Here is a 13,905-nt window from a genome sequence, read left to right on the forward strand (position 1 = left end):
ATTCCGGTTTGACCAAAGCAAGGCAGTACCATGGAGAGGTTGCGGCCGATGGAACTTGTCAGGTGACAAAGGTGCGCCTGCCTGTGCCACACCCGACTGCGCTCTCCGTCGTCATTGCGTGCCAACGGGTCGCGCGAATGCGCGCCCGATGACAGGCTCCGCGAAGCAATCCATCTCGCCGCGCGAAGGACAGATGGATTGCTGCGTCGCTGGCGCTCCTCGCAATGACGTGGATACGGACGTCGCTGAAGCCCGATTCTCAGCGGCCTACCAGCTGCTGCAGATGTTCCGGGTACCGCGCGCCCTGCACCGCCACGGCAGAGATCGCACGCTCGATCTCGCCGAGATCGCCTGATGTGAGCGTCACCGCCGCCGCGCCGATGTTCTCATCCAGCCGATGCAGCTTGGTGGTGCCGGGGATCGGAACGATCCACGGCTTCTGCGCCAGCAGCCAGGCGAGCGCGATCTGCGCCGACGTCGCCTTTTTGCCTGCGGCGATTTTGCCGAGCAGGTCGACCAGGGCCTGGTTCGCTTTTCGCGCTTCCGGCGAGAACCGCGGCACCACGTTGCGGAAGTCTGATTTGTCGAACGTCGTCGTCTCGCTGATCGCGCCGGTGAGGAACCCCTTGCCGAGCGGGCTGAAGGGAACGAAGCCGATGCCGAGTTCTTCGAGCGTCGGCACGATCACCTCTTCAGGTTCGCGCCACCACAGCGAATACTCGCTCTGAAGTGCGGCGACCGGTTGCACGGCATGGGCACGCCGGATCGTCGGCGCGGCGGCCTCGGAGAGTCCAAAGTGCCTGACCTTGCCTTCGCGAATGAGATCCTTGACCGCACCCGCCACATCCTCGATCGGCACGTTGGGATCGACGCGGTGCTGATAGAACAGATCGATGACGTTGGTCCTGAGCCGCTTCAGCGAAGCCTCCGCCACTTGCTTGATGTGCTCCGGCCGGCTGCTCAGACCACTCTGCGCGCCCGTCTTCGGATCGATGTCGAAACCGAATTTGGTGGCGATCACGACCTGGTCGCGGACCGGCGCCAGCGCCTCGCCGACCAGTTCCTCCGACGTGAACGGTCCATACACTTCGGCGGTGTCGAAAAACGTCACACCGCGCTCGACGGCGGCGCGGATCAGCGCGATTCCCGCCTGCTTTTCGACCGCCGGGCCGTAGCCGAAGCTGAGTCCCATGCAGCCGAGCCCGATCGCCGAGACTTCGAGGCCGCTCTTGCCAAGTTTACGCTTCTGCACTCTGTTCTTCCCCAATTGTTCGACAAATCATCGCGCGTACTGTTCGTCGCTGACCTTTTCCATCCAGTCGACGGTCTTGCCGTCGAGCGCTTCCTGAATTGCCAGATGCGTCATCGCCGTCGTGGGTCCCGCGCCGTGCCAGTGCTTCTCGCCGGGCGGAAACCAGACCACGTCGCCGGGCCGGATCTCCTCGATCCGCCCGCCCCAATGCTGCACCAGGCCAAAGCCTGACGTGACGATCAGGGTCTGTCCGAGCGGATGGGTGTGCCACGCGGTGCGGGCGCCGGGCTCGAAGGTGACGCTGGCGCCAACCACCCGCGCCGGCTCGGTCGCCTTGAACAGCGGATCGACGCGAACGGTACCGGTGAAATAATCTGAAGGTCCCTTGCCGGACGGCTGCGAGCCGCTTCGTTTGATGTCCATGGTACTGATCCTTCGTGGTGGTGTTACCGGCGCGTTTGCGCCAGCAGCTCCCGCTGCCAGCACGACAACGCCGCCACCGGCTGCAAGCATGCGTCTGCGCGTGATCATCGTGGGCGGTGCGCGGGCTCGGCGCTCATGCCACTTCCGGCAGCCGGGCGAGCAGCTTGTCGAGCGTGATCGGATAATCGCGCACCCGCACACCGGTCGCGTTGTAGATCGCGTTGGCGATGGCGGCACCGACGCCGCAGATGCCGAGTTCGCCGACGCCCTTGGCCTTCATCGGCGACGACATCGGATCGGTCTCGTCGAGGAAGATCACGTCCTGATGCGGAATGTCGGCATGCACGGGCACTTCGTAGCCGGCGAGGTCATGGTTGACGAAGAAACCGGCGCGCTTGTCGACCGCCAGTTCTTCCATCAGCGCGGCACCGGCGCCCATCGTCATCGCGCCGATCACCTGGCTCCGCGCCGATTTGGGGTTGAGGATGCGGCCCGCGGCACACACCGCCAGCATTCGGCGCACCCGAATTTCGGCGGTCGCGGCATCGACGCCAACCTCGACGAAATGCGCGCCGAAGGTCGATTGCTGGTACTTTTTGCCGAGATCGCCGAACTCCATCACATCCTCGGCCACGATGCCGCTCTCGCCCGCGGCCTGCGCCAGCGGCACGCTGCGATTGCCCGAACGGACCTGCCCGTCGGCGAAATCTGCCTCGGTGGAATTAAACCCGAGCTTCTGCGCCACGGCCTCGCGCAGCTTGACGCACGCGGCATAGACGCCTGATGTCGAGCTGTTGGCGCCCCATTGCCCGCCCGATCCGGCCGAAACCGGAAAGGCCGAGTCGCCGAGGCGTACGATGATCTTGTCGAGCGGCAGGCCCATCATCTCGGCTGCGGTCTGCGCGATGATGGTGTAGGTGCCGGTGCCGATATCGGTCATGTCGGTCTCGACAACAACGACGCCCCGGTTGTCGAGCCGCACGCGCGCCGCCGATTTCATCACCGGATTGTTGCGGAAGGCAGCCGCCATGCCGATGCCGACCAGCCATCGCCCGTCGCGAACCTGCCCCGGCTGGGGATTGCGCTTGCTCCAGTCGAAGCGGTTGGCGCCGAGCCCCATGCACGCGATCAGCGGCCGGTGCGAATACGCCCGCTCCGGCTTTTCGGGATCGACCTGGGTGTCATTGAGGATGCGGAACTCGATCGGATCGAGCCCGAGCTTTTCCGCCATCTCGTCGATCGCGATCTCCAGCGCCATCATGCCGGGCGCCTCGCCTGGCGCACGCATCGCATTGCCTTCCGGCAGGTCGAGCACCGCAAGCCGCGTCGCCGTCATGCGGTTGGCGCCAGCATAGAGCAGCCGTGTCGCCTGCACCGCAGCCTCCGGCTTGCCGCCGGGCAGGTTGCCGGACCAGCCCTCATGGCCGATGGCCGTGATCTTGCCGTCCCTGGTCGCACCAATACGGATGCGCTGGATCGTGGCCGGCCGATGCACGGTGTTGTTGAACATCATCGGACGCGTGAGCGCCACCTTGACCGGCCGTCCGGCCGCACGGGCGCCCAATGCCGCGAGCAGCGCGTCGGCGCGCACGAACAGTTTGCCGCCGAACCCGCCGCCGATGAAGGGCGATATCAGGCGGACTTTGTCCTTGGGCATGCCGAGCGTCTTGGCCAATTCGCCAACGCTCCAGTCGATCATCTGGTTTGAGGTCCACACGATCAGCTTGTCGCCGTCCCAGCCGGCCATCGACGCGTGCGGTTCCATCATCGCATGGGCGTGATCGGGCGTGGTGTAGGTCGCGTCGAGCTGAACCGGTGCCGCGGCGAATGCGCCGGCGAAATCGCCGACCGCGGTATCGGCCGGACCGCCGGTGATGCGCGCGGGCTTGCCGGAATCCTTGACCGCTGCGAGATCATAGACGCCATCAGTCCTGACATAATCGACGCGGACCAGTTGCGCGGCGGCGCGGGCCTGCTCGAAGGTCTCCGCCACCACGAGCGCGATCGCCTGGTGATAATGCTCGATCTCGGGACCGCCGAGCAGCGTGGCGAAGTTCAGGTTGCCCTTGGCGAGCTTGCCGGCATTGTCAGCCGTGACGATGGCAAGCACGCCGGATGCTGTTTTGGCGGCTGTCAGATCCATCGAGGCGATCCGGCCCTTGGCAATCGCTGAACCGACCACATAGCCGCAGGCCGGGTTCGCGATGTTGTCGTGCCGCTCATAGGCATAGGGCGCAGTGCCCGTGGTCTTGAACGGACCATCGATGCGGTCCGCGGGCTTGCCGATGATCTTCAACTGGTCGATCGGGTTGGTGGTCGCCGGGGTTTCGAATTTCATGGTCTATCCCCTCGCCTCTGCCAGCACCGCACCGAGCGTCCGCTCGGCCAGCAGCAGCTTGAAGGCGTTCTCATGGGTAGGTTTGGCCTCGGCGAGGAGTTTTGACGTCACGGCTTTCGCGCCGCGCGGCAGTTCGGCCTCGGCGGCTTCGACGCGCCAGGGCTTGTGGGCGACGCCGCCGAGCGCGACGCGTCCGGAGCCGTCGCGCTGCACGATGGCCGCGACCGCGACCAGCGCGAACGCATAGGAAGCGCGGTCACGCACCTTGCGATAGATCTGCTTGCCGCCAACGGGTTTCGGCAACGTCACCGCCGTGATCAGCTCACCCGGAGTCAGGGTGGTCTCGATCTCAGGCGTATCGCCGGGCAACCGGTGGAAGTCAGCGATCGGAATGCTGCGCGCGGCGCCGTCAGGTCGAATTGTTTCCACGGTGGCGTCGAGCGCGCGCATGGCCACCGCCATGTCGCTCGGATGGGTCGCGATGCACGCTTCGCTGGCGCCGATCACGGCGTGCTGACGGCTGACGCCGCCGATCGCCGAACAACCGCTGCCGGGCTGACGTTTGTTGCAGGGCTGGTTGGTGTCGTAGAAATAGGGGCAGCGGGTCCGCTGCAGCAGATTGCCCGCGGTCGTCGCCTTGTTGCGCAACTGGCCCGAAGCGCCGGCGAGCAGCGCGCGCGACAGCACGCCGTAATCGCGCCGCACCCGTTCGTCCGCAGCAAGATCGGTGTTGCGCACCAGCGCGCCAACCCGCAGTCCGCCATCGGCGGTCGGCTCGATCTTGTCGAGCCCGAGACGGTTGACGTCGATCAAATGCGCCGGCGTCTCGATTTCGAGCTTCATCAGGTCGAGCAGGTTGGTACCACCAGCGATGAATTTGGCGCCCTGCTGGCGTGCAGCCGCGGCGGCGGCCTCGGCCGGCGAATTGGCGCGCTCATAGGTAAAGGATCTCATGCCTGCCTCCCGGCGACTTCGCTGATGGCTTCGGCGATGTTGGAATAGGCGCCGCAGCGGCAGATGTTGCCGCTCATGCGCTCGCGCAATTCGGCATTGGTGAGTTGCGGGACTGCGTTCAGATCGGCGCTGACATGGCTCGGTATGCCGGCCTTGATCTCGTCGAGCACGGCGACCGCCGAGCAGATCTGCCCGGGCGTGCAATAGCCGCATTGATAGCCGTCATGCTTGACGAACGCCGCCTGCATCGGGTGCATATTCTCCGGCGTGCCAAGGCCCTCGATGGTGGTGACGCTCTCACCCTCGTGCATGACAGCCAGCGTCAGGCATGAATTGATCCTGCGACCGCCGACGATCACGGTGCATGCGCCGCACTGGCCGTGATCGCAGCCCTTCTTGGTGCCGGTGAAATGCAAATTTTCGCGCAAGGCATCGAGCAGCGTGGTCCTTGTATCGACCTCGAGTTCGCGCGCCTTGCCGTTCACGTTGAAGGACACTTTCGACATCACCGGGGCTCCGGAAACCGCAGGCTTCAGGGCGATCTCGGCCTTGGCCACGAAGGTCGAGGTCGTCACCCCGAGGGCCGGCGCCGTGAGAGAAGCGGCGCCGACGACCAACAGGTCGCGCCGAGAGAATCTGAAATCACCGGGGCTTCGCATGCCATTAATCCCTTTTTGCCGCTTCGCTCGTTTTGCGCCCGCCTCGTCCACTAACGCCGATCATGATCCGGGGTTGCGCGCAGCCGACATCGCGCAGGTCACGACCGCGTGCCTTCAGGCATTTAACGGGTGCAACGCCGCCGGATTAGGCCTAATAATCGGCATGGACTTATGAAACCGGCTCATGAATGCTCGGCAAAAACACCAACGACCTCATGGCGTTCCTGGCCGTGGCGCGCGAACGCAGTTTTACGCGGGCGGCAGCGCAGCTCGGGGTTTCGCAATCGGCGCTCAGTCACACCATTCGAGGACTGGAAGAGCGGCTCGGCCTGCGGTTGTTGACCCGCACTACCCGCAGCGTGGCAACGACCGAGGCCGGAGAGCGGCTGGTTCGGACGGTGGGCCCCAAGTTCGAGCAAATCGACTCCGAACTGTCAGCGCTGACCGAGCTTCGGGAAAAACCCGCCGGTACCATCCGGATCACGGCCGGCGAGCATGCGGCCCTGGCCGTGCTCTGGCCTGCCTTGACGACGCTGCTGCCGCGTTACCCCGACATCAAGGTCGAGCTGACCATCGATTACGGCCTGACCGACATCGTCGCGGAGCGATACGACGCCGGCGTTCGCCTCGGTGAGCAAGTGGCCAAGGACATGATCGCCGTGCGCATCGGACCGGACTTCTGCATGACCGTGGTTGGCTCGCCCTCGTATTTCGAACGAAAGCCGAAGCCGAAAAAGCCGCAGGATCTTACGGCGCACGACTGCATCACTGTCCGCCTGCCGACATCAGGTGGAATCTACGCCTGGGAATTCGAGAAACGCGGCCGCGAAGTCAAGGTGCGCGTCGATGGGCAGCTGGTGTTCAACAGCATCCCGCTCCGGCTGAACGCGGTACTGGCGGGGCACGGCCTCGCCTATCTGCCCGAGGACCAGGTCAAGAAGCATCTCGCCGACGGCCGTCTGATCCGCGTGCTCGACGACTGGTGCGCGCCGTTTTCCGGGTATCACCTCTATTACCCGAGCCGCCGGCAACCCACGCCGGCGTTTGCAGTGCTGGTGGAGGCGCTGCGATACCGGGGGTGATGGGCAGCGGCCGATCAAGCGGCAGGGTTTCGGGCGGCCGGGCCGGAACTCAACCGTCATCCAGATGTCATCGAATGCGCCAACAGCTTGCTGGACACACATTCGAGGGCACCGATGGACTATTTCCGACGCTTCACCTTTCTGTTCGCCGCACCGGTCTTTGATACCGACGATCTCGAAGGCCTCCGTTTCAACCAGATCATCACCGAGATCGAGCGGTCCGGCTTTGAAGTGGTCCGGGCGCGCAAGCTCGAGGATGCGGAAATCCAGGTGCAGACCGACGCCGCGATCGGCTGCATGGTGGTCGACTGGGGCAAAAAGGGCCTCGAGGGCAAGACCATGGCCCTGATCAACCTGATGCGGCGGCGCGGCCTCGATTTTCCGATCATCCTTTTGATCCGCCGCAAGCGGTTCGAGGACCTGCCGGTCGAGGTGCTGGATTTCATCGACGGCTATGTCTTCCTGTCCGAGGAAACGCCGCCCTTCATCGCCAAGAACCTGATCAGCCGCCTGAAGCAATATGCCGAAACCCTGAAGACGCCGTTCTTCGGCGCGCTGGTCGACTATGCCGAAGAGGGCAACCAGCTATGGACCTGCCCGGGCCACAATGGCGGCGTGTTTTACAGCCGCAGCCCGATCGGCCGGGTGTTCGTCGAACATCTCGGCGAAGCCGTGTTCCGCGACGACCTCGACAATTCCGTGCTCGACCTCGGCGATCTCCTCACTCATGAAGGCCCGGCGCTGAAGGCGCAAAAGGAAGCGGCGCAAATCTTCGGCGCCGAAAAGACCTATTTCGTGCTCAACGGCACCTCGACCTCCAACAAGGTGGTGCTGGGCGCGCTGGTCACCGACGGCGACCTCGTGCTGTTCGACCGCAACAACCACAAGGCGGCCCATCATGGCGCGCTGATGATGGCCGGCGGCATCCCGGTTTATATCCCCACCGTCCGCAACGCCTGGGGCTTGATCGGCCCGATGCGCTGGGACGCCATCGACGAGACGAGTTTGCGCGAACGCATCCGCAGCCATCCGCTGGTCAAGGATCCGGAAGCCTGGCGCAAGCCGCGTCCTTTCCGGGTCGCCGTGGTCGAGCAGTGCACCTATGACGGCACGATCCACAGTGCCGAGATGATCCTGAAAGCGATCGGCCATCTCTGCGATTACATCCTGTTCGACGAGGCCTGGGCCGGGTTCATGAAGTTCCATCCGCTCTATGCCGGCCGTTTCGCGATGGGACTGTCCGGTCTCGGCCCCGACGCACCGGGCATCATCGCGACCCAGTCGACCCACAAGCAGCTGGCGAGCTTCTCGCAGGCCTCGCAGATCCACATCAAGGACCGCCACATCACCGGCCAGAAGCGCCGCATCGAACACCGGCGCTTCAACGAGAGTTTTATGCAGCACGCCTCGACCTCGCCGTTCTATCCGATATTTGCCTCGCTCGATGTCGGCGCGCAGATGATGAAAGGCCGCTCCGGCGAGGTGCTGTGGGACGACACGATCCGGCTCGGCATCGAACTGCGCAAGAAGATGCGCGCGGTCCGCCGCGAGTTCGAGGAGAAGGAGGCACGGCCTGAACGCCGCTGGTTCTTCGAGCCGTTCGTGCCCGATCGCGTCGCGATACCAGACGTCTCCCGCGCGGGCGCCGTGCACAATGTGGCCTGGGAGACCATCTCCACCGACATGCTGGTCACCGACCCCGTTTATTGGCAGCTTTCGCCGGACGCGCGCTGGCACGGTTTTCCCGATCTGACCGCGGGCTTCGCCATGACCGACCCGAACAAGCTGACGGTGCTGACCCCCGGCTTCGACCATGCCACCGGCCGCTATGCCGACCACGGCATCCCCGCCCCCATCGTCGCACAATACTTACGCGAGAACCGCATCGTGGCGGAAAAGAACGACCTCAACTCGCTGCTGTTCCTGCTCACCCCCGGCGTCGAGGCCAGCAAGGCCGGCACGCTGATCTCGGGCCTCGTCGCCTTCAAGAAACTGCACGACGACAACGCGCCGCTGGAAGAGGTGATCCCCGAATTCCATCAGCGCCGGCCGAAGCGTTATGCCGGCGTGCGCTTACGCGATCTCTGTGGCGACATGCACGGCTTCTTCCGCAACGCCGGCGTCAGCGCGCTGCAGGCCAGGCAATTCCTCGCCGAGCATCTGCCCGACATCGCGATGTCGCCGCGCGACGCCGCGCGCTATCTGGTTCGCAACGACGTCGACTATCTGCCGATCGACGCCATCCCCGGCCGCATTGCCACGACGCCCTTTGTGGTCTATCCGCCCGGCATCGCCACCATCGTGCCGGGCGAACGATTGACCGAGCGGGCGCAGCCGATGATCGACTATCTCAAGATGTTCGAAACCTGCTTCAACACCTTCCCCGGCTTCGACGTCGAAATCCAGGGCGTCTACAAGGAAGTCGATCCGTCCGGCCGCATCCGGCTGCATACTTATGTGGTCTGCGAATGAACCGGCCCGTCGAAACAACAGATCCGGCCATGACCAACCAGCAGCCGGTGCTGGTCCGGCCCTCGCGCGATGGCGATGTCGAGGCAATGCTGGCGATCTACCGGCATCATATCCGCCGCGGCATCGAGGAAGGCGTCGACGACAGCGGCACCCCGGAGCCGGAGGACCTGCGCGACCGGCGCAAGAACCTGCGCAGCCAGCGCCTGCCGCATCTGGTGGCGACCTGCGGCGGCGAGGTGGTGGGCTACGCTTACGTCGTGCTGTTTCGCAAGCGGCCGGCCTATCGCTACGCGGTCAAGCATTCGATCTATGTGCATCGCGAGCATCAGGGACGCGGCGTCGGACGGCTGCTGTTGCAGGAGCTGATCGATGTCTGCGCGGCGGCCGGGTTCCGGCAGATGATCGGCTATATCGATTCCGACAACACGGCCTCGCTCGCGCTGCACGAAAGGTTCGGCTTTGCCCGCGCCGGCCTGCTGCCGGGTGTCGCCTACCGCTACGGCCGCTGGGCCGACACCGTCATGGTGCAACGCTCGCTCGCCGCCGGTTCAACCGCACCGCCGCTGATTTCCAGCCCGGGGCGGTGAGCGGGCGCGCGACAAATTCCATGTCGTCCCGGCGAAGGCCGGGACCCATAGCCACCGAAGGTCATCGTGCACGAGGCTGGAGCGACATCGGCTCTAACAATAAGCATTTGTGGTTATGGGTCCCGGCGTTCGCCGGGACGACGACGATTGGGTTTGCTTGGTGCCGCGCGCCCCCGCTTCGCCGCAACCCGGTGCGCCGCCGCGAGCGCGGCGCGCGCCCAGGCGATCAGCTCATCGGGTTCGTCGAACAGCCGCTCCGGCACGCGCCAGAAGGAGAGGTCGATCAGGGCGCCCTTCTTCGCATAGTTGAGCGGCGGAAACGCCTCGGCTTCCTTGAATATCTCACGGTTCTGGTCATCGACCCGGAAATAGAGCGTATTCTCCGTCACCATGGCAAGCATCACGCCGTCGCAGAACACGCCGGTCTTGCCGAACATGCGCCGCATGGTGACGCGGCCCAGCGGCGCCAGTTGCTCGCGCAGGAATTCGGCATAGGTGGCGCTGGCGACCATCCGCGATTCCTTTACGGCGGACCATTCAGGAGTGTAGCCCGCATGAGCGAAGCGACATGCGGGAACGGCGGTCCCGGATATCGCTTCGCTCATCCGGGCTACGTCCTCTCACCGACATCACCGCGCCTCGCCCGCAAACGCCTGCCGCAGTGCCGACAACCGGTCCAGCGCCGCCTGTGGCAATGGCCCTTTTTCAACCGCGGCGAATGCGCCTTCGAACTCCTGCGGCGTCGCCATACCGACCAGGATGGTGCCCATTGCCGGATGCGACAGCGCAAACCGCGTCGCGGCCTCGGTCAGGCTGGAAGCAAACCCCTCCTCCACCAGCGGCATCAGGCGGCGGGCGCGCTCTATATCGGCATCGTAGCTCATGCTCGATCCGATCGGCTCGGGCGCCGGGCTTGCAATCGGATGCCGCGCGGCCGAGCCCGACAGGGCGCCGCCCGCCAGCACGCGGATGCCGACGACGCCGACGCCGGCCGCCATCGTGCGATCGAACAACCCTGCATAATCCTGCGCCGGATAATTTTTCGGCAGGTCTTCGGCGGCGGATGGATTGAGCATGTTGTAGACGATTTGCGCGCTGTCGAAGACACCGGCATCGATCACCTGATGCAGCGCCGCGGTGTCGCCGACCGCCGAAATCCCGAGGTATCGAATCTTGCCCTGCTGACGCAACCGCTCGAACGCCGGCACCACTTCGTCCAGCACCTGCCGCGCGCTCAGCGCCGATCCGCCGCCGGAAACGGTAATCGGATTGTGCAGGTGAAAGATGTCGACGTGATCAAGACCCAGCCGCGCCAGACTGCCTTCGAGCGACGTCGTGACGGCATCGGCAATGCGGCCGAACGCATCGGGCGGTATTCGGACCTTGGTGCCGACGATCGCGTTGGCCGGCTTCAGCTTTTGCAAGACACGGCCAAGGTTCTTTTCCGATTCACCGTCGCCGTACAGCACCGCGGTGTCGAAATAATTCACGCCGACTTCGAGCGCCCGCGCCACGGCGCGCTCCTGGTCCGCAGGATCGCCGCGCACCATCACGCCGCCGACAGCGCCGCAACCAAAGCCCAGCACCGAGAGCTGCATTCCCGTGCGCCCAAAAATTCGCAATTGCATCGTTGTTCCTCCGGCTGCTCGCACAATACTCGAAATCTTCGTCCCGGGGTAATTTGCGGCTGACACAATTGTAGTTTGCGTTTCGGAGTTGCGGGATCGGCAAAACTGAAGCAAAGTTTGGGCCTGTGCCGGAAATCAACCGGCGAGTATCAAACGAGGAGCACGCCATGATCAAGGTAAGCGTTATGTATCCAAACACGCCGGGGGCGCGCTTCGACCACGATTATTACCGCGACAAACACATGCCGCTCGTGAAGGCGCGCATGGGCGACGCCTGCAAATCCTACACGGTGGACAAGGGCCTTGGTGGTGGCGCGCCCGGTGCGCCCGCGACCTATGTCGGCATGTGCCACATCTTCGCCGACTCGGTCGAGGCCTTCCAGGCCGGCTTCGGGCCCCACGCCAAGGAGATCATGGGCGACATCAAGAACTACACCGACATCGCCCCGGTCATGCAGATCAGCGAAGTCGTCGTCGGCTGACGGCGGCTGCGTAGCTGCGTGGGGTGGGTCAGGTGACTTGTCCGCGGTCGCTCGCAAAGAGAAGGCGGAAGCCATAACCCACCGCCGACGCGAATACGAACAGCGGTGGGTTATGCGGAGTTTATCACCGGGCCGCGCTGTGCGCGGCTCCGGTGGCAACCCACCGTAAGCATTAACCTTATTTTTGCCTGGTCAAGCGCTGAAGCGTGTGATGGGAAAGCCAATTCGGACTACCCCCAAAGAAGCGGTATCGTTCCACGATGTCTGTTGCGGAGACCCCGAAATCTCGACATCGTTTTCAAACGCGGCCGGACATCGCCCCCCTGACCAAAACCTGGCCGCGAACCCCAAGAAGCCGCGTCGGGCCTCAGCTCTTTCCCCAAGGAGCTGAGGTCCTTTTATGTTGTGGTGCCCTGTTGTGGTGCCCTGGAAAACTTTCATGCCGAAAATCACGATCATCGAAACCGGCGTCATTTCGCCTGCCAATCGCGCGCGGCACGGCTCCTTCCCCCAGATGTTCGAACGGCTGCTTGGCGAGGCGGATGCCTCGGCGAGCTTTGCGACGGTCCGGCTTGCTGACGGCGAAGCGCTGCCCGATTCCGTCGGCCTCGAAGCCATTCTGCTCACGGGATCGCCAGCCGGCGTCTACGACGATCTCGACTGGATCGCACCACTCGAGCGCTTTGTCCGCGCGGCGTATGCGGCGAGAATTCCAATGGCCGGAATCTGCTTCGGCCATCAATTGATCGCGCAGGCGCTCGGCGGAACGGTGCGCAAATCGGAAAAGGGCTGGGGCATCGGGCGCCACGTCTATGACGTCGTGCCCGGCAACGGCGTGATCGACGGCGATAGGCTAGCGATTCCCGCCTCGCATCAGGACCAGGTCATCGCGCCACCCACGGGGGCAACAACCATATTCCATTCGGCGTTTACGCCGCACGCGGGCCTTCTCTATGCGAACGGCGTAACGCTGTCCGTGCAGCCGCATCCCGAATTCACCACGGCCTTTGCCGATGTTTGTTGCGAGAAAGCCGGCCAAAACAACGCTCCCGCGCCATTGGTCGCGGCGGCCAAGGCCTCGCTCGAACAGCCGCTCGACAGCGCCGACCTCGGCCGTGCCATCGCGCGTTTTCTGGCGAGGCCGCGCGAGGCGTGACGCCGGAGATCACGAAAGCAATGTTCAAAGACCGTTCGCTGGCCTCGTCATTGCGAGCGAAGCGAAGCAATCCATATCGCGCCAAGCGAGGGAATGGATTGCTTCGTCGCTGACGCTCCTCGCAATGACGGTAAAGCCAGCGGCAAGCGTAGCCCGGATGAGCGCAGCGACATCCGGGGCTCTCTCAACGTATCTGATACCCGCAAAGGCATGCCGAAGGGAGCCGCGGCGCTACGTATCCCCGCCAGGACCGCCTATCGAATTCTCGGGATTACCGTCTGCATTCGGCTTCACCTTCGTCCCCTGACGAACAGCGAAGGCGATAAATCCCACCAGCGCGCACAACGCCAGCAGGGGTCCCAACCAGTTCGGCATCATCGTCCTCCGCCTCGTTTTGCACCAGGCACTCTCTTGCTCAGCTCATGCGGGCTACACTGTGCATGATTCATGCCCGTAGAGCGCAGCGAAACCCACCAGACCCAAGACCTATGGGCTTCGCCTCGTCAGAATTCCCGCATCGTTGGACGCGCTATTGGGCATATGGGTTCAACTTGGGAAGCCCCTGTTCCAATTGACCCATTCCTCAGCGTCCCGCAGCGACACAGAATCCGCAATCGGAATGTCCGCAATGAGAGGAGCTTGATTCAAATCGTATCGAATCGGGTTCCTGTCGGTAGACCTCTGATTAGCCATCTTGCCCGGCGGGCAAATCAGTTCTGATTTACGGAAGTCGTGTCAAGCCCCAAAATAAAAAATATTTCTGTTTACCAGAATGAAAATCAGATGCATATATTCGGCCATCCCGTCCTACTCAGAAGGGCGTCGGCCGTCGTCACGGACGTTGGACGGGTTGCGGTGGACGCTGGTTTACG

General features: G+C 63.9%; 12 protein-coding genes. 5 read left to right on the forward strand and 7 right to left on the reverse strand.

The annotated features are described in order from the left end of the window. Positions 1-259 precede the first annotated feature (259 nt). The 5 genes from JQ629_RS22935 to paoA all read right to left on the reverse strand — a co-directional run bounded on the left by JQ629_RS22935 (position 260) and on the right by paoA (position 5,626). Complete coding sequence (locus tag JQ629_RS22935; protein WP_212385895.1) at positions 260-1,252, reverse strand: aldo/keto reductase; 993 nt, start codon at positions 1,250-1,252, stop codon at positions 260-262. Positions 1,253-1,279: 27 nt separating this feature from the next. Further along, positions 1,280-1,675, reverse strand: coding sequence for a (R)-mandelonitrile lyase (locus tag JQ629_RS22940; protein WP_212038670.1), 396 nt, complete (start codon positions 1,673-1,675; stop codon positions 1,280-1,282). Positions 1,676-1,808: 133 nt separating this feature from the next. Then, positions 1,809-4,013 carry an aldehyde oxidoreductase molybdenum-binding subunit PaoC gene (paoC, locus tag JQ629_RS22945; protein ID WP_212414574.1) on the reverse strand — a complete coding sequence of 735 codons (2,205 nt, stop codon included), beginning with the start codon at positions 4,011-4,013 and terminating at the stop codon, positions 1,809-1,811. Between the two features lie 3 nt (positions 4,014-4,016). After that, entirely contained in the window at positions 4,017-4,967 is a 951-nt protein-coding gene (locus JQ629_RS22950; RefSeq protein WP_212414575.1) for an FAD binding domain-containing protein, read from the reverse strand. Beyond that, on the reverse strand, positions 4,964-5,626 hold the full coding sequence (gene paoA, locus JQ629_RS22955; protein ID WP_212263179.1) for an aldehyde dehydrogenase iron-sulfur subunit PaoA: 663 nt from the start codon (positions 5,624-5,626) through the stop codon (positions 4,964-4,966). Before paoA ends, JQ629_RS22950 begins: the two co-directional genes overlap by 4 nt. 188 nt (positions 5,627-5,814) lie before the next feature. Between paoA and JQ629_RS22960 the strand changes: the two genes are divergently transcribed. The 3 genes from JQ629_RS22960 to JQ629_RS22970 all read left to right on the forward strand — a co-directional run bounded on the left by JQ629_RS22960 (position 5,815) and on the right by JQ629_RS22970 (position 9,767). Then, complete coding sequence (locus JQ629_RS22960; protein WP_212263180.1) at positions 5,815-6,708, forward strand: LysR family transcriptional regulator; 894 nt, start codon at positions 5,815-5,817, stop codon at positions 6,706-6,708. Between the two features lie 114 nt (positions 6,709-6,822). Beyond that, the gene (locus JQ629_RS22965; RefSeq protein WP_212414576.1) at positions 6,823-9,180 is read left to right on the forward strand and encodes an Orn/Lys/Arg family decarboxylase; all 2,358 of its coding nucleotides are present in this window, start codon (positions 6,823-6,825) and stop codon (positions 9,178-9,180) included. Positions 9,181-9,209: 29 nt separating this feature from the next. Beyond that, positions 9,210-9,767 (forward strand): GNAT family N-acetyltransferase, encoded by a 558-nt coding sequence (locus JQ629_RS22970; protein WP_212414577.1) that lies wholly within the window; start codon positions 9,210-9,212, stop codon positions 9,765-9,767. Between the two features lie 113 nt (positions 9,768-9,880). On the opposite strand, the gene JQ629_RS22975 is transcribed toward JQ629_RS22970, so the two are convergent. Then, positions 9,881-10,279 (reverse strand): TfoX/Sxy family protein, encoded by a 399-nt coding sequence (locus tag JQ629_RS22975; RefSeq protein WP_212414578.1) that lies wholly within the window; start codon positions 10,277-10,279, stop codon positions 9,881-9,883. A gap of 117 nt (positions 10,280-10,396) precedes the next feature. Then, positions 10,397-11,395 carry an aldo/keto reductase gene (locus JQ629_RS22980; RefSeq protein ID WP_212414579.1) on the reverse strand — a complete coding sequence of 333 codons (999 nt, stop codon included), beginning with the start codon at positions 11,393-11,395 and terminating at the stop codon, positions 10,397-10,399. Between the two features lie 167 nt (positions 11,396-11,562). Here JQ629_RS22980 and JQ629_RS22985 point away from each other — a divergent pair, with 167 nt between their 5' ends. Together JQ629_RS22985 and JQ629_RS22990 are read left to right on the forward strand one after the other, a co-directional pair. After that, entirely contained in the window at positions 11,563-11,877 is a 315-nt protein-coding gene (locus tag JQ629_RS22985; protein ID WP_192735105.1) for an EthD family reductase, read from the forward strand. 439 nt (positions 11,878-12,316) lie between these two features. Next, positions 12,317-13,033, forward strand: coding sequence for a type 1 glutamine amidotransferase (locus JQ629_RS22990; RefSeq protein ID WP_212414580.1), 717 nt, complete (start codon positions 12,317-12,319; stop codon positions 13,031-13,033). Positions 13,034-13,905: the final 872 nt, after the last annotated feature.

Source organism: Bradyrhizobium sp. AUGA SZCCT0222 (genome assembly GCF_018130205.1).
Lineage (GTDB): Bacteria > Pseudomonadota > Alphaproteobacteria > Rhizobiales > Xanthobacteraceae > Bradyrhizobium.

Coding starts and splice junctions, on each gene's coding strand:
- JQ629_RS22940 (WP_212038670.1), bottom strand. CDS start 1,675: ATGGACATCAAACGAAGCGGCTCGCAGCCGTCCGGCAAGGGACCTTCA.
- paoC (WP_212414574.1), bottom strand. CDS start 4,013: ATGAAATTCGAAACCCCGGCGACCACCAACCCGATCGACCAGTTGAAG.
- JQ629_RS22950 (WP_212414575.1), bottom strand. CDS start 4,967: ATGAGATCCTTTACCTATGAGCGCGCCAATTCGCCGGCCGAGGCCGCC.
- paoA (WP_212263179.1), bottom strand. CDS start 5,626: ATGCGAAGCCCCGGTGATTTCAGATTCTCTCGGCGCGACCTGTTGGTC.
- JQ629_RS22960 (WP_212263180.1), top strand. CDS start 5,815: ATGCTCGGCAAAAACACCAACGACCTCATGGCGTTCCTGGCCGTGGCG.
- JQ629_RS22965 (WP_212414576.1), top strand. CDS start 6,823: ATGGACTATTTCCGACGCTTCACCTTTCTGTTCGCCGCACCGGTCTTT.
- JQ629_RS22970 (WP_212414577.1), top strand. CDS start 9,210: ATGACCAACCAGCAGCCGGTGCTGGTCCGGCCCTCGCGCGATGGCGAT.
- JQ629_RS22975 (WP_212414578.1), bottom strand. CDS start 10,279: ATGGTCGCCAGCGCCACCTATGCCGAATTCCTGCGCGAGCAACTGGCG.
- JQ629_RS22980 (WP_212414579.1), bottom strand. CDS start 11,395: ATGCAATTGCGAATTTTTGGGCGCACGGGAATGCAGCTCTCGGTGCTG.
- JQ629_RS22985 (WP_192735105.1), top strand. CDS start 11,563: ATGATCAAGGTAAGCGTTATGTATCCAAACACGCCGGGGGCGCGCTTC.
- JQ629_RS22990 (WP_212414580.1), top strand. CDS start 12,317: ATGCCGAAAATCACGATCATCGAAACCGGCGTCATTTCGCCTGCCAAT.